The 20,624-nt window shown below is 68.5% G+C and carries 20 protein-coding genes and 2 pseudogenes; 16 read left to right on the forward strand and 6 right to left on the reverse strand.

All coding sequences use genetic code 11. The features are described 5' to 3' along the window. On the reverse strand, positions 1-224 hold a 224-nt coding region (locus tag BLU79_RS41925), incomplete at its 3' end, for a helix-turn-helix domain-containing protein (RefSeq protein ID WP_143052567.1). Between the two features lie 167 nt (positions 225-391). On the opposite strand from BLU79_RS41925, the gene BLU79_RS41930 reads away from it, so the two are divergent. The 9 genes from BLU79_RS41930 (at position 392) to BLU79_RS49505 (ending at position 11,082) form a co-directional block, all read left to right on the forward strand. Further along, a complete protein-coding gene (locus BLU79_RS41930; RefSeq protein ID WP_256333665.1) occupies positions 392-1,840 on the forward strand; it encodes an MFS transporter in 1,449 nt (482 codons plus the stop codon). A 43-nt stretch (positions 1,841-1,883) separates the two neighbouring features. Further along, positions 1,884-2,735, forward strand: coding sequence for an aldo/keto reductase (locus BLU79_RS41935; RefSeq protein ID WP_093911303.1), 852 nt, complete (start codon positions 1,884-1,886; stop codon positions 2,733-2,735). A gap of 38 nt (positions 2,736-2,773) precedes the next feature. Further along, a complete protein-coding gene (locus BLU79_RS41940; protein WP_093911304.1) occupies positions 2,774-3,760 on the forward strand; it encodes an aldo/keto reductase in 987 nt (328 codons plus the stop codon). Positions 3,761-3,858: 98 nt separating this feature from the next. After that, positions 3,859-4,479, forward strand: coding sequence for a flavodoxin (locus BLU79_RS41945; RefSeq protein ID WP_093911305.1), 621 nt, complete (start codon positions 3,859-3,861; stop codon positions 4,477-4,479). Between the two features lie 236 nt (positions 4,480-4,715). After that, positions 4,716-5,357: a (2Fe-2S)-binding protein gene (locus BLU79_RS41950; protein WP_093911306.1), complete on the forward strand. Its 642-nt coding sequence runs from the start codon at positions 4,716-4,718 to the stop codon at positions 5,355-5,357. A gap of 6 nt (positions 5,358-5,363) precedes the next feature. After that, positions 5,364-6,344, forward strand: a complete 981-nt coding sequence (locus BLU79_RS41955) for an FAD binding domain-containing protein (protein ID WP_093911342.1) — start codon at positions 5,364-5,366, stop codon at positions 6,342-6,344. Next, positions 6,341-8,545, forward strand: coding sequence for a xanthine dehydrogenase family protein molybdopterin-binding subunit (locus BLU79_RS41960; RefSeq protein ID WP_093911307.1), 2,205 nt, complete (start codon positions 6,341-6,343; stop codon positions 8,543-8,545). Before BLU79_RS41955 ends, BLU79_RS41960 begins: the two co-directional genes overlap by 4 nt. 22 nt (positions 8,546-8,567) lie before the next feature. Then, positions 8,568-9,677, forward strand: a complete 1,110-nt coding sequence (locus BLU79_RS41965) for an XdhC family protein (RefSeq protein ID WP_093911308.1) — start codon at positions 8,568-8,570, stop codon at positions 9,675-9,677. Between the two features lie 376 nt (positions 9,678-10,053). Continuing rightward, positions 10,054-11,082, forward strand: a complete 1,029-nt coding sequence (locus tag BLU79_RS49505; protein ID WP_093911309.1) for a ferric reductase-like transmembrane domain-containing protein — start codon at positions 10,054-10,056, stop codon at positions 11,080-11,082. Here BLU79_RS49505 and BLU79_RS50155 read toward each other — a convergent pair. Beyond that, positions 11,069-11,302, reverse strand: a pseudogene (locus BLU79_RS50155) (transcriptional regulator); the annotation flags it as partial. The gene BLU79_RS49505 and the pseudogene BLU79_RS50155 overlap by 14 nt on opposite strands. Positions 11,303-11,763: 461 nt before the next feature. Here BLU79_RS50155 and BLU79_RS41975 point away from each other — a divergent pair. The 4 genes from BLU79_RS41975 to BLU79_RS41990 all read left to right on the forward strand — a co-directional run bounded on the left by BLU79_RS41975 (position 11,764) and on the right by BLU79_RS41990 (position 14,830). Continuing rightward, the gene (locus BLU79_RS41975; protein ID WP_093911310.1) at positions 11,764-12,654 is read left to right on the forward strand and encodes a hypothetical protein; all 891 of its coding nucleotides are present in this window, start codon (positions 11,764-11,766) and stop codon (positions 12,652-12,654) included. Between the two features lie 519 nt (positions 12,655-13,173). Next, complete coding sequence (locus tag BLU79_RS41980) at positions 13,174-13,656, forward strand: MauE/DoxX family redox-associated membrane protein (RefSeq protein ID WP_093911311.1); 483 nt, start codon at positions 13,174-13,176, stop codon at positions 13,654-13,656. 42 nt (positions 13,657-13,698) lie between these two features. Continuing rightward, entirely contained in the window at positions 13,699-14,271 is a 573-nt protein-coding gene (locus BLU79_RS41985) for a YceI family protein (protein ID WP_093911312.1), read from the forward strand. 37 nt (positions 14,272-14,308) lie between these two features. Then, positions 14,309-14,830: a hypothetical protein gene (locus BLU79_RS41990; protein WP_143052566.1), complete on the forward strand. Its 522-nt coding sequence runs from the start codon at positions 14,309-14,311 to the stop codon at positions 14,828-14,830. A 169-nt stretch (positions 14,831-14,999) separates the two neighbouring features. Here BLU79_RS41990 and BLU79_RS41995 read toward each other — a convergent pair whose 3' ends face one another. Continuing rightward, positions 15,000-15,230 (reverse strand): luciferase family protein, encoded by a 231-nt coding sequence (locus BLU79_RS41995; protein WP_093911314.1) that lies wholly within the window; start codon positions 15,228-15,230, stop codon positions 15,000-15,002. A gap of 217 nt (positions 15,231-15,447) precedes the next feature. Here BLU79_RS41995 and BLU79_RS48490 point away from each other — a divergent pair, with 217 nt between their 5' ends. Further along, complete coding sequence (locus BLU79_RS48490) at positions 15,448-15,744, forward strand: hypothetical protein (protein WP_177001386.1); 297 nt, start codon at positions 15,448-15,450, stop codon at positions 15,742-15,744. Positions 15,745-15,765: 21 nt separating this feature from the next. On the opposite strand, the gene BLU79_RS48495 is transcribed toward BLU79_RS48490, so the two are convergent. Further along, positions 15,766-16,548, reverse strand: a complete 783-nt coding sequence (locus BLU79_RS48495) for an NB-ARC domain-containing protein (RefSeq protein WP_177001387.1) — start codon at positions 16,546-16,548, stop codon at positions 15,766-15,768. Between the two features lie 915 nt (positions 16,549-17,463). Next, on the reverse strand, positions 17,464-17,919 hold the full coding sequence (locus BLU79_RS42005; protein ID WP_256333667.1) for an ester cyclase: 456 nt from the start codon (positions 17,917-17,919) through the stop codon (positions 17,464-17,466). A 398-nt stretch (positions 17,920-18,317) separates the two neighbouring features. Here BLU79_RS42005 and BLU79_RS42010 point away from each other — a divergent pair, with 398 nt between their 5' ends. Then, entirely contained in the window at positions 18,318-19,055 is a 738-nt protein-coding gene (locus BLU79_RS42010; protein WP_093911315.1) for a VOC family protein, read from the forward strand. 58 nt (positions 19,056-19,113) lie between these two features. After that, positions 19,114-19,317, forward strand: a pseudogene (locus BLU79_RS42015) (IS5/IS1182 family transposase); the annotation flags it as partial. A gap of 19 nt (positions 19,318-19,336) precedes the next feature. Here BLU79_RS42015 and BLU79_RS42020 read toward each other — a convergent pair. Then, on the reverse strand, positions 19,337-20,500 hold the full coding sequence (locus BLU79_RS42020; RefSeq protein WP_256333668.1) for a hypothetical protein: 1,164 nt from the start codon (positions 20,498-20,500) through the stop codon (positions 19,337-19,339). Between the last annotated feature and the right edge of the window lie 124 nt (positions 20,501-20,624).

Genomic DNA, 20,624 nt, shown 5'->3' on the forward strand with positions numbered 1-20,624 from the left:
TCGAGCACTGAGGGACTGGGCCGGGTCTCCTTGCCGCGTTCCAGACGGACGTAGTAGTCGATGCTGATACCCGCCAGCGTGGCCAGCTCCTCGCGACGCAGTCCGGGGGTCCGGCGCAGACCGGGGCCCACGGTGAGGCCTACCAGGTCGGGGCTCGTCTGGGTGCGACGCGCTCGCAGGAACCGGCCCAGTTCCATGTCGGCGCTGCTCTGCTCGGTTGCCATAGCGCCAGTGTCACACCGCGCTGACCTGCGTGGCAGGTGCGTGGGGGGCCCTGTGACACCCCTGAACGTCAGTGCCTGGCAGATCCCGGCCTGCCACCGGGGCCGGAAAAGCGCGAGGCTCGATTTCCGACAGCGCACCCGGCCTTCCCAGTGCAGGAGATCATCCCTTGTCCACGTCCGCCTCGTCCGCATCGCTCCAAGTCGGCGCGGCCGGTCCGCCACCGCAGAGCACCTCCGGCGCGCGCCCGGCGCTGGCCGCCGTACTGCTCGGCTTCTTCACGATCATGGTCGACGCGATGATCGTGAACGTGGCCCTGCCCTCGATCGGACGCGGTTTCGGCAGCGGGATGACCGGGCTGCAGTGGGTGGTCGACGGCTACACCCTCGCCTTCGCCGCGTTCCTGCTGTCCGCCGGCGCGGTCAGTGACCGTATCGGGGCCCGTCAGGCGTTCGCCTGCGGCCTCGGCCTGTTCGTGGCGGCGTCCGCGGTCTGCGCGATGGCGCCGAACCTGGGCGTTCTGGTGGCGGCGCGGCTGGTGCAGGGAGCCGGGGCCGCGCTCGTCGTTCCGTCCTCCCTGGCCCTCCTGCGCGAGACCTTCCCCGACCCGGCGGCCCGGGCGAAGGCGATCGCCCTGTGGGGCGTGGGCGGCTCCGTCGGCGCCGCGGCCGGGCCCGTGGCCGGCGGACTGCTCACCCTCGTCGACTGGCGGATGATCTTCTTCGTCAACCTGCCGGTCGGTGCATTGGCCCTGGCGCTGCTCAAGCGCGCCCCTCGCTCCCCGCGTCAGGAGGTGCCCTTCGACTGGACCGGCCAGGTGGCCGCCGTCGCCGCCATGGGCGCGCTGACCTACGCGGTCATCGAAGCCGGCGCCGACGGGTTCGGCACCGCACGGGTTCTCGTCGCGTTCGCCGTGGCGGTCGTGGCAGCCGTCGTCTACCTGATCGCCCAGGCCCGTGGGACGCACCCGATGACACCGCTGCCGCTGCTGCGTTCCCGCACGATGTCGCTCTCGGTCGCCATCGGGTTCGCCCTGAACGTCGCCTTCTACGGGATGATCTTCCTACTGGGGCTGTACCTCCAGCAGGTGCACGGGCTGAGCGCGCTCGCCACCGGCGTGGCCTTCCTGCCGATGGCCGTGCTCACCTCCTTCATGGGACCCGTCGCCGCGCGCCTGGCCCTCCGGTTCGGTGCGCGGATGCCGGTGATCACCGGCCAGTGCCTGATCGCCGCGGGCCTGCTGGCGATGGTGGCCTTGCCCGCCGGCGCGCCGGTATGGCTGACGGTGGTGCTGATGGTGCCCGTCGGCGCCGGGGGCGCTATGGCCGTGACGGCGCTGGTGTCGCTGCTGCTGGAGAAGGTGCCCGCCGAGCGCGCCGGTGTCGCCAGTGGTGTGCTGAACGCGTCCCGCCAGCTCGGCGGCGCACTGGCGGTCGCGGTCTTCGGCGCGCTGGTCGCCGACCGGAGCGGGTTCGTGTCCGGTCTGCACACCAGTCTCCTGATCGCCGCGGCGACCGTGGCGGCGAGCGTCGTGGCCACCGTCCTGCTGCGTACCCAAGTCCCTCATCAGATTCCGGCCCCTGCTGCCGATACGGACCCGCGTCCGCTCGAACGCTGACCGGTCACCTGCCCACCGCGTCCCGCACAGAAAGAACATCCCCATGCAGAACGTCACCCTCAACAACGGCGTCGAGATGCCGATCCTCGGCTTCGGCGTATTCCAGATCCCGGCGGAGGAGACCGAGCAGGCCGTCACCGACGCCCTGACCGCCGGCTACCGGCTGCTCGACACCGCCGCCGCGTACGGCAACGAGGAAGCCGTCGGCCGCGCGATCAAGAACAGCGGCATCCCGCGCGAAGACCTGTTCGTCACCACCAAGCTGTACGTCCAGGACGCGCCCGCCGAGGAGAACACCAAGCGCGCCTTCGAGACCTCGCTGAACAAGCTCGGCCTGGACTACCTCGACCTATACCTGATGCACCAGCCCTACGGCGACGTGTACGGCCAGTGGCGGGCCATGGAGGCCCTCCACCGCGAGGGCCGCGCCAAGGCGATCGGCGTCGCCAACTTCTACCCCGACCGTCTCCTCGACCTCATCATCAACAACGAGGTCACGCCCGCGGTCAACCAGATCGAGACCCACCCGTTCTTCCAGCGCACCGACTACCAGGAGCTGATGCGCGAGCACGGGGTCCAGATCCAGTCCTGGGGCGGGTTCGCCGAGGGCAAGAACGGCCTCTTCACCAATCCGGTCCTGAGCGAGATCGGTGCGAAGCACGGCAAGTCGGTGGCGCAGGTGGTGCTCCGCTGGCTGACCCAGCGCGGCGTCGTCGCGATCCCCAAGTCGGTGCGCCCCGAGCGCATGGCGGAGAACCTGGACGTCTTCGACTTCGACCTCACCGACGACCAGATGGCGGCCATCGCCACCCTGGAGACCGGCGGCACGCTGTTCTTCGACCACCACGACCCGGCCATGGTCACCTGGCTCAGCGCACGGCGCCTGGAGGCCTGAGCCCCGGAACACGTCCGCACGTCACGAGGAGAAGAACCTTGATCACCCGCACTCTCGGCAACGACGGCCCGAAGGTCTCCGCGATCGGACTGGGCTGCATGGGGCTCAGCCACGGCTACGGCCCGGCGGTCGACGACAAGAACGGCATCGCCCTCATCCGCGCCGCCGTCGACCAGGGCGTCACCTTCTTCGACACCGCCCAGGTCTACGGCCCGTTCACCAACGAGGAACTCGTCGGGCAGGCCCTGGCACCCGTACGCGACGACGTCGTCATCGCCACCAAGTTCGGCTTCTCCTACGACGGCTCCCGGTCCACCGGCCTGGACAGCCGCCCCGAGCACATCCGGGGGACGGTGGAGGACTCCCTGCGCCGGCTGGGCGTGGACAGCGTCGACCTGCTCTACCAGCACCGTGTCGACCCCGACGTGCCGATCGAGGAGGTCGCCGGCGCGGTGAAGGGACTCATCGAGGCGGGCAAGGTCAAGCACTTCGGCCTGTCCGAGGCCGGGGTGGACGTCATCCGCCGCGCCCACGCCGTGCAGCCGGTCACGGCCCTGCAGAGCGAGTACTCCCTGTGGTGGCGCGAGCCCGAGGAGCGGATCCTGCCCACGCTGCTCGAACTCGGCATCGGCTTCGTCCCCTTCAGCCCGCTGGGCAAGGGTTTCCTGACCGGCGCGATCTCCAGCACCACGTCCTTCGGCGACTCCGACCTGCGAGGCAGCCTTCCGCGGTTCACCGAGGAGGCCCGCGCGGCCAACCAGGCCCTCGTCAACCTGTTGTCGGCCGTCGCCGCCCGCAACGGCACCACCAACGCCCAGATCGCGCTGGCCTGGCTGCTGGCCCAGCACCCCTGGATCGTGCCGATCCCCGGCACCACGAAGATCCACCGCCTGCGGGAGAACACAGGCGCGGTGGACATCGAGCTCGCTCCGGAGGACCTGGCGGAGATCACCGAGGCGGCCGCACGGATCGACGTCAGTGGCGACCGCTACCCGGAGCACATGCAGCGATGGATCAACCGCTGAACCCGCCCGCGGGGCAACGCTGTGCCAGGCAAGGCAAACCTGCCACGCCGGGGCGCCGCGCGCTCCTTCGTGGCGTACTTCTGGGAGGAGCGACCGTCATGACCGGTGTCCAGATCACCGGTTGTTCCCCCTCGCGGTCGAGCGACGCTGCGCCTGGGGCCGACGAGCGCCCCGCCGCCACGGCCTCGCCCGGGAGCCGGGTCCTGCTGGCCTACTTCTCCCGGCCGGGCGAGAACTACTCCTACGGCGGGCGTACGAACCTCAAGACCGGGAACACCGAAGTCCTCGCCCGGATGATCGGCGGGCACATCGAGTGCGACGTGCACCGCATCGAAGCCGTCGACCCGTACTCCGACGACTACGACGCGACAGTCACCCGCAACGTCCGCGAACAGGACGCTGATGCCCGGCCTGCCATCGCCAACCCCCTGGCCTCGATCGACGGTTACGACGTGGTGCTGCTGGCCAGCCCCATCTGGAACGTCCGGGCGCCCGTGATCATGTCGACCTTCGCCGACAGGTACGACTTCCGCGGCAAGACGGTCCATCCGGTCACGACGCATGCGATGAGCAGACTGGGCACCACCGAACGTGACTACGCGGCCTCCTGCCCGGGCGCGACCATCGGTGATGGGCTCGCGGTGCGCGGCGAGGAAGTCCGGGATGCCGATGCCGAAGTCCGGTCGTGGCTGCTGCGCATCGGCGTCCTCCAGAACTGACCCGCTTCTCGAACGGGACAGTCTGACGGTCCCGTGCCATGTGCGACAGGTGGGAGAGGGGCCCTGTCACACCCTGGCTGGTCAATACCTGGCAAAACTCGCCCTGCCACACGTCCGGTCGGCCCCACCAGGCTGAGGGCGGAAGCCGAAATGCCGTGCGGGGCAACGGTGAAACTCCGTCGTGGGCTCACGCCGATCAGCAAGTCCCCTACCTTCCCTGAGTCGAGAGAGTGAGCATGTCTACCGAAACCCCCGAGTCAGCCACGTCTCCCCCCACCCGGGCCGCGTCCACACCATCGCGCCGTGCCTTCATCGCAACGACCTCCGCGGCGGGCGGTGTCATAGCGGCGGGCGGTCTGATCGCGGGTCCCTCGCTGATGGGCGCCGAGGAGGCCACCGCCGCCGAGGCGGCACCAGGCAGCCGCGTCTCGTTGACCGTCAACGGCGAGCGGCACACCGTCACGGTCGACAACCGCACCTCGCTGCTGGATCTGCTGCGCGAGCATCTCGGTCTGACCGGTTCCAAGAAGGGCTGCAACGCGGGGGCCTGCGGGGCGTGCACGGTTCTGGTCGATGGTCGGCGGGTCAACTCCTGTCTGACGCTGGCGGTCCGGCTGGAAGGTGCCGAGGTAACCACCATCGAGGGTTTGACCAAGGGTGATCAACTGCATCCCCTGCAACAGGCGTTCATCGACCAGGACGCCTTCCAGTGCGGCTACTGCACCCCCGGCCAGATCGTCTCCGGCGTGGGCTGCATCCAGGAGGGGCACACCGGTTCCCCGGAGGAGATCCGGGAGTGGATGAGCGGCAACATCTGCCGCTGCGGCTGCTACGTCAAGATCGTGCGCGCGGTCGAACAAGCCACGGGCCGGAAGTGAGTGGCCATGCATCCCTTCTCCTTCACCAAGGCACCCAGCACGCGTGCGGCTCTGGAGGCCGGTCGCCGCGGCGGCCGTTACATCGCCGGTGGCACCACCCTGGTCGACCTGATGCGCGAGACCGTCGAACGCCCGGAAACCCTCGTCGACATCAGCGGGCTGCCGTTGGACGAGGTCACCGTCACCGAGCGCGGCGGTCTGCGCATCGGCGCGCTGGTGACCATGAGCGAGGCCGCCGCCCACCGCAAGGTGCGGACCCTGTATCCGGTCGTCTCGCAGGCGCTGGAGCTGAGCGCGTCCGCCCAGCTGCGGAACATGGCCACCATCGGCGGCAACATCATGCAGCGCACCCGGTGCACGTACTTCCGCGATGTGACCGCCGACTGCAACAAGCGCGAGCCCGGCTCAGGTTGCGCCGCGCGGGAGGGCGTCAACCGCAGCCACGCGATCCTGGGCACCTCCGAGGACTGCGTGGCCACCCACCCATCCGACGTGGCCGTCGCCTTTGCGGCACTGGAGGCGCGGGTGCATCTGCTCGGCCCGGGCGGTGAGCGCACCGTCCCCTTCGCCGACTTCCTGCTGCGGCCCGGCGGCACACCTCAGCGCGAACAAGCCCTGACACGAGGCGAGTTGATCACCTCTGTGGAGATCCCCGCGTATCCGCGCCCGCTCAAGTCCGGCTACCTGAAGGTGCGAGACCGGCAGTCCTACGAATTCGCCCTGACCTCGGCGGCCGTCGCCCTGCACATCCGTGGCGGCGTGATCCGTGAGGCCCTGGTGGCGGCCGGCGGCGTGGGCACCGTGCCGTGGAAGCTGCCGGCCGTCGAACGAGCCCTCATCGGTGAGCGCCCTTCGGAACGCCTCTGGGCCCAAGCCGCGTCGCCGGCCGCGGACGGGGCCCAGCCGTTGGAACACAACCGCTTCAAGGTCGAGTTGCTCAAGCGAACCGTCGAACGCCAGCTGCGCATCGTAGGAGACAGCAAATGAGCCCTCAGCCGCAGGCAGCCGTCGGCGCACCGCTCTCCCGGGTGGACGGGCGCCTGAAAGTGACCGGTCAGGCCAAGTACGCCGCCGACCACGAGCCGTCGGGGTCCCAGGGGGTCGTGCACGCGGTCGTGGTCGACAGCAGCATCGGCCGGGGCCGTATCACCGGCATCGACACCCGCGCCGCCGAAGCTCAGCCCGGCGTCCTGAAGGTGATCCACCACTTCAACGCCCCCAAGCTGCCCTACGGGCCCAACCCCGGGTCGCTGAACCTGCCGGGTGAGCGGCTGCGCGTCTTCCAGGACGACCACGTCCGCTTCCACGGCCAGCCGGTCGCCGTCGTCGTGGCCACCACCCTGGAGGCCGCCCAGCACGCGGCGAGCCTGGTGAAGATCGACTACGACGCGGAACAGCCCGCCACCGACCTGGCCGAGGCCCCGGCGGCGGGCGAGCCCCGCACCTACGCGCGCGGCGACGCCGAGGCGGCCCTGCGCGACGCCCCCGTCCGGCTGGAGATGACGTACCACCCCGCCCGAAACCACCACAACGCGATGGAACTCCACGCCACCGTCGCCCAGTGGAACGGCGACAAGCTCACGCTGTGGGACAAGACCCAGTGGGTGCAGAGCCCGCGGGACGAACTCGCCGCCAACTTCGGCATCCCGGCTCAGAACATCCGCGTCATCTCACCCTTCGTCGGCGGCGCGTTCGGCAACGCCGCGCGGGCCTGGCCGCACATCACCATCGCGGCCCTCGTCGCCCGCGAAACGGGCCGCCCGGTCAAGCTCGTCCTGACTCGCAGGCAGCTCTACTTCGGGGTCGGCTACCGGCCGTCGTACGAATACAAGGTGCGCCTGGGCAGCGACCGGCGTGGGCGGCTGACGGCCATGACCCACGACCTGCGCGCGGAGACGTCCAGCTACGAGACGTTCGCCGAGCGCGGCGTCATCGTGCCGGGGCAGATGCTCTACACAACCCCCAACGTCAGCCAGACGCACCGGACGGTGCCCCTGGATGTCAACACCCCGACCCCGATGCGCGGCCCGGGCTACTCCACCGCCGCCTTCCCCATCGAAAGCGCGATGGACGAACTCGCACACGAGCTCGACATCGACCCGATCGAGCTGCGGCTGCGCAACGAACCCGACAACGACCAGTCCAGCGGACGGCCGTTCTCCACCCGGCGACTGCGCGACTGCTACACCGTCGGCGCCCGCGAGTTCGGCTGGAGCCGCCGCAACCCCAAGCCCCGCTCGACCCGGGACGGCGACTGGCTGATCGGTACCGGCATGGCCACCGCCCTCTACGACACCCTGCGCGCCCCGGGCCAGGCCTCGGTGCGGCTGGACGCCGACGGCACCGCCCTGATCGAGTCCTCGACCAGCGACATGGGGCCCGGCACCTACACCTCCATGACCCAGGTCGCCGCCGACGCCCTCGGCCTCGCGGTCCGCAACGTCACCTTCCGACTCGGCGACACGAACATGCCCACCGCCCCGCTCCACGGCGGCTCGCTGACCATGGCCAGCGTCGGCTCCACCGTCCAGGACGGCTGTGACAAGCTGCGCCATCAGGCGATCGAACTCGCCGTCGGGGACTCGCGTTCACCGCTCTACGGCGTCGACGCCGGTGACGTGGTGGTGCGCGGCGGCCGGCTGCACGTGAAGGACAACCCCGCGCGTGGGGAGACGTACCGGCAACTCCTCACCCGCAACAAGCGCGAGTATCTGGAGGCGATGGGCTCCTGGAGCCCAGGCCAGTCACGGTCGTCCATGTACGCCTACGGCGCCGTGTTCGCCGAGGTCGCCGTGGATGCCCGTCTGGGGCTGGTCCGGGTGCGGCGGATGCTCGGTGTCTTCGACGCGGGGCGGATCGTCAGCCCGAAGCTGGCCGACAGTCAGGCCATCGGCGCCATGGTCGGCGGTATCGGCGCGGCCCTGCTGGAACACACGATCACCGACCACCGCGACGGCCGGATCGTCAACGCCAACCTGGCCGACTATCTGGTCCCGGTCAACGCCGACGTACCCGACCTCAAAGCGATCTACGTCGACGGCCGGGACGACGAGGCCGACCCCCTCGGCGTCAAGGGCCTCGGCGAGGTCGTCCTGGTGGGGGTGGCCCCCGCGATCGCCAACGCCGTCTTCCACGCGACGGGCCGACGGGTGCGCGAGCTGCCCATCACCGCCGAGTCCCTGCTCTGAACCGTCCTTGGAGAGCCCGCCCATGCTGAACATCGCGGACACGCTGCACGAGTGGTGCCGCGCGGCCCGTCCCTTCGCCCTCGCCACCGTCGTCCAGGTCAGCGGCAGCGCGCCGCTGCCCGTCGGCACCGCGCTGGCGGTGGACGGCGACGGCAACGTGGTCGGCAGCGTGTCCGGAGGATGTGTGGAGGGGGCTGTCTACGAGCTGTGCCAAGAGGTACTCAAGGGCGACGAGCCCTCGGCCCGGGCCCGGTTCGGCTACTCCGACGACGACGCCTTCGCCGTAGGCCTGACCTGTGGTGGCGAACTGGACGTCCTGGTGCAACGGATCAACCCTGCCGACCAGCCCCACCTCTTCGCGGCCCTCGACGAAGTGACGTCCGGCCAGCCCGTCGCCGTGGCCCAGATCATCGACGGACCCGAAGAACTCCTGGGCCGCACCCTGAGTGTCACCGGCGACGGCAGCACGCAGGACGGAGCAGTGAGTGGAGAGGACTGGGGAGCTGCGGTTGCGGCCCAGGCCGGCGCCCTGTTGCGCGCGGGGCGTACTGGTCTGGTCGAGGTCGGCGGAGACGCGGCCACGTGCCCGGAGAGGCTGTCCGTCCTCGTCCACACCAACGCGTCCCGGCCCCGGATGCTGATCTTCGGCGCCGTCGACTTCGCCGGTGCGCTCAGCAAGATCGGTCGGTTTCTCGGCTATCGGATCACGGTGTGCGACGCCCGCCCGGTCTTCACGACCTCCGCCCGCTTCCCGCACGCCGACGACGTCGTGGCCGACTGGCCGCACCGCTACCTCGCCGCCACCGAAGTGGACTCCCGCACCGCGGTCTGCGTCCTCACCCACGACGCCAAGTTCGACATCCCTCTGTTGCGCCTGGCGCTGAGTCTGCCCGTGGGATACGTGGGCGCGATGGGCTCGCGCCGCACTCACGCTCACCGCCTTGAATTACTGCGCGAGGCCGGCGTACCAGAGGAGCAACTCGCCAGCCTGCATTCCCCGATCGGTCTCGACCTCGGCGCCCATACTCCCGAGGAGACGGCCCTTTCCATCGCGGCGGAGATCATCGCCCATACGCATCACGGCTCGGGTGCGCCCTTGAGCGGGGGCGCAGGCCCGATCCACCGGGCATAGGCAGCAATTCGGCCGCACCGGTAGACCCGTCGAACGTCGCGCGGAGCGGTCAGCGGGGGAATGACAGGGCCCCCTCACGGACACCATTTCCTTCGCGACGAGGCGACGATGAGATGGATTCCTCCCTGATTCCGTGCCCGCAACGTGCCCTTCGATGGCAATGCCGCGCCCGGGAGAACGGTTATCGACCTCGCACGACGACGTGTAACGAGGCAATCCACACAACGCATTCCGAGAAGGGCTTGTGCGTGAGGCCGAAATACAAGGCGTTCCTCTTGATCGCTGCTGCCGTCCTGAGTATGGCGGCACTCGTCTACGTAAATCTGCAGAATGTGCGAGACGCGGGCCGCCCGGTAACCGAGGTGGAGTCCTGGTGATGCTACGCAAGCTGCTGTTCTGGTGCTTCGCGGTCATGTTTCCGCTCCCCTTGATTTCCACCTACAACGTCCAGGGCACCGCGCCCGGACCGCTGAAGTACTACATCTTCCTCGGTCTCGCCGCCTATTCCTGGTGGCTGCTGTCCGTCCTGGTGAGCGTGCGACCGCCCTGGCTGGACCGCCTTGTGGGGCTGCCGGCCGTCTACGGCCTCCATGGGATGCTCGGCATCTTGGCGATCGTCGCGGCATGCATACACCGCGACCTCTCCTACTCGCCCAGCCAACTGGCCGGCGACCTGGGCAATTTCGCCTTCTACGGGGCGCTGTCGATCCTGTGCTACTCCGCGTTCTTCATGAGCGGGTGGCTGGTCGACAGGTCGAAACTGCTGCAGAAGACCAAGCGGCTCCTCGAAATCTTCTTCCGACGTCAGCTCTCCGTATGGATTCACCGGCTCAATCTGGTGATCGTCGCAATGATCTGGCTGCACGCCCATCTGCTCGTGCGGGTGAACCAGTACTTCGCGTTCATGATGCTCTTCGATCTCTACACAGTGGTCACGCTCAGCATCTATGTCTGGAAGAAATGGATCGCTCCCGACACGTATCTGACGGGGACCGTCACCGCCAATGACGCGCGCGGCAGTTCAACCCGCAGGATTTCGATGGACCTTGACCGCAAGGCGACGAGGCTACAGCCGGGCGACTTCTTCTTCCTCAGCTTCCAGGGATTGATGGGTGTGGTTCAGGCGCTCGCTGCCGTGAGAGGCGGACGCGCAGGGCTGGGCCGGGTCGGCGCGCTTGATCTCAGCGTGAGACGGGTGCGCTGGAGCGCACCTTCGTCACCGCTGTCGGCGCGGATCGGAGGGGAACTCCGCCGACGACGTCATGGGTCGTGCTGTGTCAGTTCTCGGGTGATGATGCTGACGCTTCGGAGGGGGTGGAGGCGAGGCTGCCGAGGAGTTTCACTCGTTCCTCGGTCGCGGATCCCGCGGCACTCGGGTAGGCGAAACATCGTCCATCCGGGGTGATCGGGCAGCTCCACACCTCGTAGACGAATTCGAGGTCGCCGACATCGGGATGGTGGATGTGCTTGGTCCCGCTGCGGTGCAGCCGGACGTTGTGGGTCGACCAGCGGCGGTTGAACGCGTCACCGCGGGTCACGAGCTCGCCGATGAGATCGGTCAGGCCCTTGTCACGCGGGTTCCGCCCGGCCGCAATACGCACAGAAGCGGCAGCGGCGTCCGCCACGTGCTCCCAGTCCAGGTAGAAAGTGCGCCGCCGGACTGAGGAAGATGAGCCGGGCGCTGTTCTTCTGGCTGTCCGGGTCGTCGAGCATCGGGGCGAGCAGGGCCCAGCCGAGCTGGTCTCAAGCCCGAGCAGGTCGCTGCCGAAGAGTCGGTAGCGGACCAGGCCAGCGGCAGGTTCCTCGCTCAATGTTCGGTGAGAACGCTCAACCTCCCATGCGAGAGGTCAGCGCACCGATAGTTGGCCGTGCACATCTCCACTTGGCCACTCAATGGCTTTGGATCTTCGCGGCTTCCATGGCCAATCGCCCACGCCGACCGTGATGCCTGGAGGCCGGCCCACCCAGCGGAGCCCGGCAAGTGCAGGGGGTGGTGGTGGACTGCCCAGCCCCGGTACCGCTCAGCCCGCCGTGGGCGACGGCGAGCCGCTGGGTTCTGGCCATGCGGTGCGCGGAGAATGAGCGCATGCCGTCGCAGGTTTCTGCCGCCCAGTTCGCCCGCGCACAGGTGGGCCCGGCGCTCGACTCGCCCAATGCGCGTCGCGAGGTGCTGCGCCGCCTCTACGAAGGACCGCACGGGCGGGAGCGGCTGCGGCTGCCCTACCGTCGCGCGGCCAGCGCCTTCATGGATTGGCAGGTCCATCGCGGACTGCTCAGGCCGCTCGATGCCGCAACACCGGGCAGCGCGTGGTGGCGTGCCGTCAACCAGCGTGCGCTCAGCGACGGCTGGGAGGCGCTGGGGCTTTGCGTCGGCATGCCCGGGGAGCCGACCACGCAGAGCGTCGCCGCCGCGGTCGAATTCATCCGCGCGCCGAGCCCGCGCACGTGGTACCGCGCGCACAACCTCAGCGTGGTCTCCGCCTACCTGGAGCACCGCGAGCTGGCGGAGGCGGAGAGTCGCACGGAGCGGTTCTTCATGAACGTCGTGTTGCTGCGCGTGCTGTACGCCCATGCCCTGGTCTCCGCTCCACGCCTGGCCCTGGGCTGGCTGAGGCCGGCCGCCCCGTTCCTGGGCGACCCCAGGCTGGGCATGACAGGCGTCTTCCTCTCGATCTCCCGGATCCTGCCGGACCGGTATCCGCTGGGCGACGACGTGGAAACCTACGTCGCGCGCGAGCACGGCTTCGGCCGTCTGCTCGACCACGGCGTCATCGCCCCGCGCCTCGACCTGCTGTACGGCTGGTCGGCGAGGACGCTCGCCGAACCACGACTGGCAGGACTGCTGCAGGGCGGGATCCCGGTGTACAACTGGCCCGCGCAAGACACAGAGCCCTGGCGGCCGCAGCCATCGCTGCTGGTCCGCGCCGTGCGCAGGGGCCTGCCCGCGCCGCGTAGGAATCCAGTCGCAGGTCCCTGACATTGAGCCAGAGACCATAGTTACGGGCGGTTCCGGCGTCCCAGTGTCGCCGCATGATCAGCGTCGCGCACGGTCATGTTTGATCACGCCCGGCGTCGACTTCAAGACCCCGCCCGGCTCGCTATGGCTCCAACTCGCACTCCCGAACACTGGTCGTGCGGTGTTCGTGGGTCGATAGCGGAGTGATTGCGCATCCGAGCGCAGCAGCGGGAGCAGACCAGGCCGGCGCCGGTGAGGAGGGCCGGGTAGTCGAGCCCCCGAGCCACCGGGACCCCCGAAGGACTTCCGGAGCCGACCGCTTAGCGCCCGTGTCCGATTCCTCTGCATCGGCGAGCACGGCAACAATGCTCTGCCCCGACGCGATGGCGAGACATACGAACTGCATCTGATCCCCGACAACTACGTCACCCCACAAGACGCCCGCGATCAAGAAGTAGCTGCCGGCCGCAACTACTCCCCGTTTGACATGGTTCGGACGGGTGGCAAGGTGGTGACGGGGCGACGGTTGGGAGGCCTGGTATGGCATCCGGTTCGGTATGGCGTTGCACAGCGCGGCAACTTCCACTCAGGCTCACTGTCGGTGCGTTCTTCCTCAACTCCGGACTGTCGAAACGCGACGCGGACGACGCCACCGCTGAGCGACTCCATCAGTTCGCTGCCGCCACTTACCCCTTCCTGGGCAAGTTCGGTGCCCAGAAGTTCGTCCGGCTGCTGTCCACCGGGGAGATCGCCGTTGCCGCCGCGCTGCTCCTGCCGGTCATCCCTGCCGCTGTCGCCGGGGCTGCGCTCACCGCGTTCTCCTGCGGCACTCTCGGGCTCTACCTGCGTACGCCGGGCATGCGTCAGGAAGGCAGTCTGCGCCCCACCGAGCAGGGAATCGTGCTGGCCAAGGATGTCTGGATGCTGGGCGTCGGTATCTCCCTCATCGCCGAGGGCATGACCGGACACCGGGGGCCCGCGAGCGCCGCCCTCGGCCCTTGGTGCCGCATGCTGCGACGCTGATCAACTCACCACCCCAGGGGCGACGGCGTCAGGGGAGCCGACATGGCCACGACTAGATGGTTCTTCGAGCCCGGCCATACCGGCGCGGAGTTCCGCGCCAGGCACATGATGGTCACCTACGTGCGCGGACAGTTCAAGAACGTGCACGGCTGGCTGGAGGTCGATCCCGACGAGCCGGAGAAGGCCCGAGTCGAGGCGACCGTCGACGCGACCGGGGTGTACACCGGTCAGCCCCAGCGTGACGCCCACCTGCGCAGTGCCGACTTCTTCGACGTCGAACACCACCCGACGTGGACCTTCGTCGGGTCACGCGTTCATCAGCTCAGCGCAACCGAATTCGAGGTCACCGGAGATCTCACCGTACGGGGCATCACGCATCCCGTACCCTTCGACGTCACCTGCTTGGGACAGTGGGATACCCCCTGGTGGGAGGGCAACCGAGACCGGGGCCCCCGGAGACGTGCCGGCTTCACGGCCACCACACGCATCAATCGCCATGACTTCGGCGTGAGCTGGAACGACGTGGTCGACCGGGGCGGAGTCGTCGTCAGCGCCATGGTCGATGTCGTGGTCGACATCGAGGCCGTCCTTGAGGCCGGCGAAACGGCCGCCTGAGCACGGCTTACCGTCTTTGGCCTCTCTAGGTTGCGTGATGGCTGCGCCAAATACCGACGACCGGCGCGTGGACACCAAGGTGTGGTCGGCCGCCCTACTCACCCCGAGCGGGCAGTACGTCTCCGTCACCGAGTGGAACTCCGCCGCCCGGGATGGCGCTCCGATCAGCCGGGCCCCGCTGTCCAGTGCCCAGCTGACGAAGGTGGTCACGGCCGAGGTGTGGCAGCAGGTGGTCGCCCCCAATGTCGAGGACCAGGAGAAATGGTGGACGGAGACGCCCACGCCGAGCCAGGCCGAGGGGCCGACCGTGGCCGCCCTCCTGGGCACCCTCGTCCCGCTCCTCCCCAACAACCTCCAGGTGTTGGACCAGGGCCAGGACCATCCGTACCTCCACGCCCACGACGGCAAGACAACGTGGCCCAGATCGACAGCACAGTTCGGGTCGACATCCGGCACGACATGTCCGACGCCGCCGACGAGCTGTACGGCGCCGACGCCGAGACCCTGCGCGACGGCACCAAGGTCGCCACTCGCCAGGGTCCCGGCGACAAGGACGTGATGGCCAGCGTATGTGGACCGTCGACACCATGCGGGATGACAGTTTCCGTGTCGTGATCAGTGCCTGCGCGCGCACCTACGGAATCCGACCCTCCCCTGCTGGGCCCGGAGGGCCACGCCGACCAAGGTCATGAGCAGATCGATGTCCGTGTCGCATTCCAGGCGTAGGGTCACCAGTGCGAACCCGGCACGAGCTGGATCGAGGGCGAGTGTCTCAGGCCGCCGTCGAAGTGGTGGATCATCCTCGCGGTGAGGTGCATGTCGACCTGTCGGCCGGAGTGGAAGTGCGCGTTCTCGGCTCCGGCCGAGCGCAAGGCACGGCCGGTGCCGCAGCTGGGCCGGGTCTCCGCGAGGTCCCGCCGGCTCGCGAATTGAGTCAGGGCACACCGAGCCGTGACCATGACGTCATCATGGTGCGCTCACCAGCAGTCCACCAAGGCTCGAGAGAGCCGTAACCCGACTGCAGTCCCGGGCTGTCTGGCTACTACCCCGGACGCGGGAGATGGCCTGTCCCTGCCAACGCAGTAAGCCGTACGACGAGCCACTTCCGCTCGCGCGGCCACGGACCCTGGAGCGGCGCACATCCCCGGATGCAGGGATAGGTGGAAGGCTTGGAGCATGGCCCTTCGACCGTGGCCGGAGCTCCGGCGTTCCTGGCAGCAGCCGGGTCATGCACCCGCGCTGGCCGTGATCCCCCTGGGGCTGATCGTCACGGTCTGCGTGGTGGATGTGCTGGCTCCACCGCACATCCACCTCGGTCCGCTGCTGGTGGCGGCACCCGCGATCACAGTAGCGTTCGCCGGCGCCCGCGTGACGGCGCTGATGGGAGCCCTCGCGGTGGCTGCCCAGGCGCTGGTCGGTGTGCTCAGAGGGGTCCTGTCCACCGCGAACATCCAGGCCCGATCGCCGCCCTGATCATCGTCTCCATCATCTGTGTCACCGTCTGCGTCGTGCGGGACCGGCGGGAGCGGCAGCTGCTCCGGGTGCGGTCGGTGGCCGAGGCAGCGCAGAGTGTGCTGTTGCAGCCGTTGCCCACACACACCGGGCCGCTGCGGATCGCGGGCCTGCACCTCCCCGCCGAGTCAGCAGCTGCGTGGAGTCCGGCAACGGCAGGGGCCCAAGGACGAGCCTGCGGACACCCCCCAGACCCGACAACAACCGGCGGGTGGTGATCAGCGCCCTGCCCGCGCCCCCTCCCGGCAGCAGAGGGCGCACCTGTTCCTCCGACGCGGCGTTGTCGAGGACGACCAGGACGCGCCTGTCCCCCAGCAGCGACCGATACAAGGAAGCCCGCTCCTGGGTTTCGCCCGGGATCTGCTGCTCCGCGACACCGAGCGCACGCAGCAGCAACTGCACAGCGTCATCGGCGGCCAGAGGCCGCTGGGACATGCCCAGCAGATCGAGGAAGAACACCCCGCCGGGGCAACTCGCCCGTACTGAATGAGGGGCACGCACAGCGAACGTGGTCTTCCCCAGGCCCGCGGACCCGGTGACGAGCCCCACCACACCGACATCCGGCGACCTCTCGGCGTACACCAGCTCGCTCACCCAGACCAGTTCCGCGGCACGGCCGGTGAAGTCGTCCACCGACCGCGGCAGTTCACACAGACCGGTCGGACGACGCGTCCAGTGGTCCCGAAGCCGGCCCTCGCGCGCCAACTCGACCAGCTGCCTGCGAGGATCGCCCTCCAGCGCGAGCGCGTCCGCCAAAGCGGTCACGGTCCGATGCTGAGGTCCCCTGCTGTGACCACGCTCCATGTCCGACAGAGCCCGGGCACTGACCCCGACGCCTCGGCCAACTGCTCCAACGTCAGACGCGCCGCACGCCGATGACCGCGTAAGGCTTCCCCGAAACCGAGACGTCCAGTGATGGCGCCACACCCCCCTCAGCGGCGAAAGCCCCCCGGCCCGCCCCGCCCTGCCGCGATCCTGCTCATACCGCGCACGTTCCTACCACCTACGCCCCAACCCAAGGAACCGTCCCGGCAACTGTTCGACTGCACCGCGTGCCGCCGGACGCACCGTTTGGTGCCGTGCAGCGACCGGCCATGAATCCGCCCGTCGCCGCCGCACGATGGCCACGCCCGCCCAGGCCCACCGTTACGGACTGCCGGAGACCACCAGTGGTCAAGCGATGAGCCCCGAGTACGCCTATCCAGCACCGCCCGCGCGGATGCCCAACACGCCACCACGTCGACTTCCCCGTCCCGGGGCCTGAACTCAGAATCGGATGTTCTGTGCCATGAACCTTGATCGCGCACCAACGGATCTTGATCGATGCACTTTCGTTGGCACCCCGCTGCCAAGGGTCATGCGCCACAAGGCGCTGCGGTACACAGATCGCCCCGACCGCGTCGGGTGCCTGAAGCGCAGCTCGGAGGGCTCGGTACCCGCGGTGGGTGTCGGCGCTCTGCAAGCAGCCGAACAGAGGTGGAGTAGCGCCTCTGTGGTGAACGGCCTCCTCCTGCCAGGTGAGTTGGCCGGGCTCACACGGCGGTAGGCGTCGCCCCATCCTGTGCGGCTACCTTGCGCGACCACGCTGTCTGACACGCGTAGGGACATCCCGCTGGCCGCTGTCACACGACAAGCCACCGCAATGGCGAGCGGGCGCTCCTGGCTACGCCATCGACCTGGCTACTGGTCGGCGGCCGGCACGGGCGCGATCTGCTGCATGAGGCTGATCATGTCCGGCGCGACCCACTCCTCGGCGATCTTGTCGCCCTCGATGCGGTAGATCTCGATGCTTCGGTAGCTGACCTCACGGTTCGTGGCTGGCATGCCCTGGAATTCCCCGCGGTGCGTGCCGCGGAAGTGGACCCGCACCACGACCTTGTCGTCGACGCCGAAGATCTCCTCGATGGTGATCTTGATGTCGGGGAAGGCGTCCAGGATGGTCTGGGTCCCGAATCGCCAGATCTCACGGCCGTGCAGCGGTTCAGGTGCCCCGGGGACGTTGGCGATGAAGTTCTCCGTCAGCAACTCGACGCTCGCGTCGAGATCACCGCGCTCGACCGATGCGTAGGCCGCACGCAGCAGAGCCACGTTCTCCTCCGTGGCATTGACCGTCTCGGTGCCCATTTCGGTGCCCATCTCTCGGCGTCCTCTCCCACAAGCCCGGATCCCCACGACGAGCACGATGCTGGCCGCGATCCGTCATGGCTCCCAGTAGAAACCCTGTCGCCGCGTCAAGGTCAACACGGGCTGATCAAGCTGGACCGCCCGTCTGGTCCGCTATTCGTGGCCGATCGGCCACCAAGTGGCCATTGGTCCTGTGATTCGGCCACCACGCGGACACCCCGTCGGGTCGGTACGTCGTGGACGAGTCCCAGCAGTCGTCCAAGGCAGAGCAGTTGCCATTGCCGGGCAGCGCGGACTCAGCCCGGTGAACGGGCTGTCCAGGACGGCTCCGACGCCGTGATCACACCAGCCACGCCAAGATCATCTCAGCCGTGACCAGGCATCATAGGACAACGCTTAGGGTATGCAGCATGACGCTGCAGCTTGTTCAGGTGAACTTCAAGGCTCGGGACGACTCGGCGCTCGGCCAGTTCTGGGCGGAGGTGCTCGGCTGGGGCGTTTCGAGCGAAGGCCCTGGAGTCACCAACCTGGAACCCGTGGGCTTCGACTGGCCGGACCCGTCCGCCGTCTGCGTCGATCTCGTCCGCGTCCCGGACCCGGAGACGGTGAAGTACCGCGTGCACATCGAGCTCGCCACCACCTCCGACACCCATCGGACGGAGTTGGTCGCACGTGTGAAAGACCTCGGGGCGACGCCCGTCGACGTGGGCCAGGGCGACGTGCCGTGGACGTTGTTGGCCGATCCGGAAGGCAACGTGTTCAGCGTCCTGGAGCCCCGAGAGCTCTACCGGGACACCGGGCCCATAGCCGCCGTGGTCGTCGACTGCGCCGACCCACGGGCCATGGTCCGGTTCTGGGGCGAGGCGATCGACTGGACCGTCCATGAGCTGACCGACGACCGCGCCCTGCTGCGCTCCGTCAAGGGCGTCGGGCCGTACCTGGAGTTTCGCCGCACGCTGGATGACAAGGTCGTATGGAGCCGCGTCCATTTCGACGTGATGTCCGACCCTGTCGAGGATCAGGCGAAGGAGGTCGCCCGGCTCGAAGGTCTCGGCGCGATACGGTCCGATGTGGGTCAGGGCGACGTCTCCTGGGTCGTCCTGGCCGACCCGGAGGGCAACGAGTTCTGCGTCCTCGGCCGGGGCTGACGCGGAGCTCCGTCCGCTCCCTCGCGGCGGTGCGGCAGTGCGGCAGTGCGGCAGTGCGCACCGTCGCGCGAAAGGTGAGGCTGAACTCCCGGACTGGAAGCGGGAACACAGCGGCTCCCACAAGCGAGTTCGCGCACGCGTTGAACATGCCATCGCGCGTATGAAGGGCTGAAAGATCCTGCGCGACTGCCGCCTATAGGGCGACGGTGTGCACCACGCGATACTCGGCATCGCGCGCTTGCACGACCTCGCCCTGACGGGCCAGCCCGAATCGCTTGTCGTCACTGGCTATGGCCGTGCTCACCCTGGACGGTCGACGCCGACGTTGCTGATCGGTATGCCTCAGCCATGGCGTGGAATGAGCGTTTCGGTGCGAGGCTGCCGTCGGGCATCAGCTTGCATACCCCGTAGGAGGCCATGTCGAGGTCGAAACGCGGGTCGGCGTGGTGCGGGTACTCGTAGCCGACGAAGGTGAACCAGAAGGCGGTGTCCACGCCTTCCTCGTCGAAGACGGCGAGCATCTCGCGCAGGTAGTGGGCCTGCTCTTCCTCGTCGCGGACGTAATCGCCGTTGATGCGGGGCGGATCGGCGTCGTGATCGACGACATCTACCCAGCCCATGCCGCCGCGCTCGGCTGCGCCCCGATAGGTGCAGCAGCCGAATTCGGTCGCCGCGAGCGGCTTGCCGTGCCGGAAATACTCGCGCAGGCCCTGACGGAAGGCGTCACTGGCATCGCCGTAGGCGTCCGCACTGACGATGTCGAAAGGCGCCCAATCGACCTGCTCCCACGTTCCGGAAGCGTAGGTGATCTTTCCGCGGAACCGTGGGCGCACCGTCTCCACGATGTTGGCCAGCAAGGAGTTCAGCCGGGCAGGAATCTCGGCGAGTCCGGCCAATGCCTCGGGGGCACCGCCGGCCAGGGCTTCGATTCTGGCGAGGCTGTCGTCTCCGGGGAGTATGTCGGCGGCGAACAGGCTCAGTTCGCAGCCGGCGACGAAGACGTCCGCTCCCACCTCCTGGGCGCGGTCGGCGCAGGTGGTGAAGTAGGGCAGCAACTCTTCGGCGGACAGTTCGCAAGGGAATGGGGAGAACCAGACCTCAAGCCCGGCATCGGCGGCGTGGCGGGCCGCGAGGGCCAGTCGCCCGGGGTCGCCGCCGGTGATCCGCACGGCATCGCAGTGCAGGTCGTCTGCGATGACGCGGATCTCGCGTCGCACCGCGTCGGCGTCGAAGACGGGCCGCGAACTCTTTCCGCCCGGAGTGAAGCCGGTGTCGTAGGTGATGCCTTTGGCACGCATGGGATGCTCCTGACCATCGATCGACATCTGTTGCTGCGTCTCGCCGGGCGTCGATGAGAATCGGTCCGGGAGACCACCTGACACCCGTGTTCGGCGATCGGAGCCGAACGTTAGGTACGAGTCGAATTGCCAGTCAACGACGGTCACCTCGGGACCGTGCTCTTTGCACTGGTCAGCGACACAACTGGCGATTGCAATGACGGTGATGGTCAATGCACGGCGAAGGAGCGGGTGTTGCAATGATCGGCGACCAGTGCACACACTGTGTGCC

The sequence above is a fragment of the Streptomyces sp. cf386 genome, assembly GCF_900103585.1.
GTDB lineage: Bacteria > Actinomycetota > Actinomycetes > Streptomycetales > Streptomycetaceae > Streptomyces.

Excerpts from the sequence above, each read along its gene's own strand:
- BLU79_RS41935 (WP_093911303.1), top strand. The coding sequence starts at position 1,884 with ATGCAGAACGTCACCCTCAACAACGGCGTCGAGATGCCGATCCTCGGC.
- BLU79_RS41945 (WP_093911305.1), top strand. The coding sequence starts at position 3,859 with ATGACCGGTGTCCAGATCACCGGTTGTTCCCCCTCGCGGTCGAGCGAC.
- BLU79_RS41950 (WP_093911306.1), top strand. The coding sequence starts at position 4,716 with ATGTCTACCGAAACCCCCGAGTCAGCCACGTCTCCCCCCACCCGGGCC.
- BLU79_RS41955 (WP_093911342.1), top strand. The coding sequence starts at position 5,364 with ATGCATCCCTTCTCCTTCACCAAGGCACCCAGCACGCGTGCGGCTCTG.
- BLU79_RS41960 (WP_093911307.1), top strand. The coding sequence starts at position 6,341 with ATGAGCCCTCAGCCGCAGGCAGCCGTCGGCGCACCGCTCTCCCGGGTG.
- BLU79_RS41965 (WP_093911308.1), top strand. The coding sequence starts at position 8,568 with ATGCTGAACATCGCGGACACGCTGCACGAGTGGTGCCGCGCGGCCCGT.
- BLU79_RS49505 (WP_093911309.1), top strand. The coding sequence starts at position 10,054 with ATGCTACGCAAGCTGCTGTTCTGGTGCTTCGCGGTCATGTTTCCGCTC.
- BLU79_RS41975 (WP_093911310.1), top strand. The coding sequence starts at position 11,764 with ATGCCGTCGCAGGTTTCTGCCGCCCAGTTCGCCCGCGCACAGGTGGGC.
- BLU79_RS41980 (WP_093911311.1), top strand. The coding sequence starts at position 13,174 with ATGGCATCCGGTTCGGTATGGCGTTGCACAGCGCGGCAACTTCCACTC.
- BLU79_RS41985 (WP_093911312.1), top strand. The coding sequence starts at position 13,699 with ATGGCCACGACTAGATGGTTCTTCGAGCCCGGCCATACCGGCGCGGAG.
- BLU79_RS41990 (WP_143052566.1), top strand. The coding sequence starts at position 14,309 with ATGGCTGCGCCAAATACCGACGACCGGCGCGTGGACACCAAGGTGTGG.
- BLU79_RS41995 (WP_093911314.1), bottom strand. The coding sequence starts at position 15,230 with ATGGTCACGGCTCGGTGTGCCCTGACTCAATTCGCGAGCCGGCGGGAC.
- BLU79_RS48490 (WP_177001386.1), top strand. The coding sequence starts at position 15,448 with ATGGCCCTTCGACCGTGGCCGGAGCTCCGGCGTTCCTGGCAGCAGCCG.
- BLU79_RS42005 (WP_256333667.1), bottom strand. The coding sequence starts at position 17,919 with ATGGGCACCGAAATGGGCACCGAGACGGTCAATGCCACGGAGGAGAAC.
- BLU79_RS42010 (WP_093911315.1), top strand. The coding sequence starts at position 18,318 with ATGACGCTGCAGCTTGTTCAGGTGAACTTCAAGGCTCGGGACGACTCG.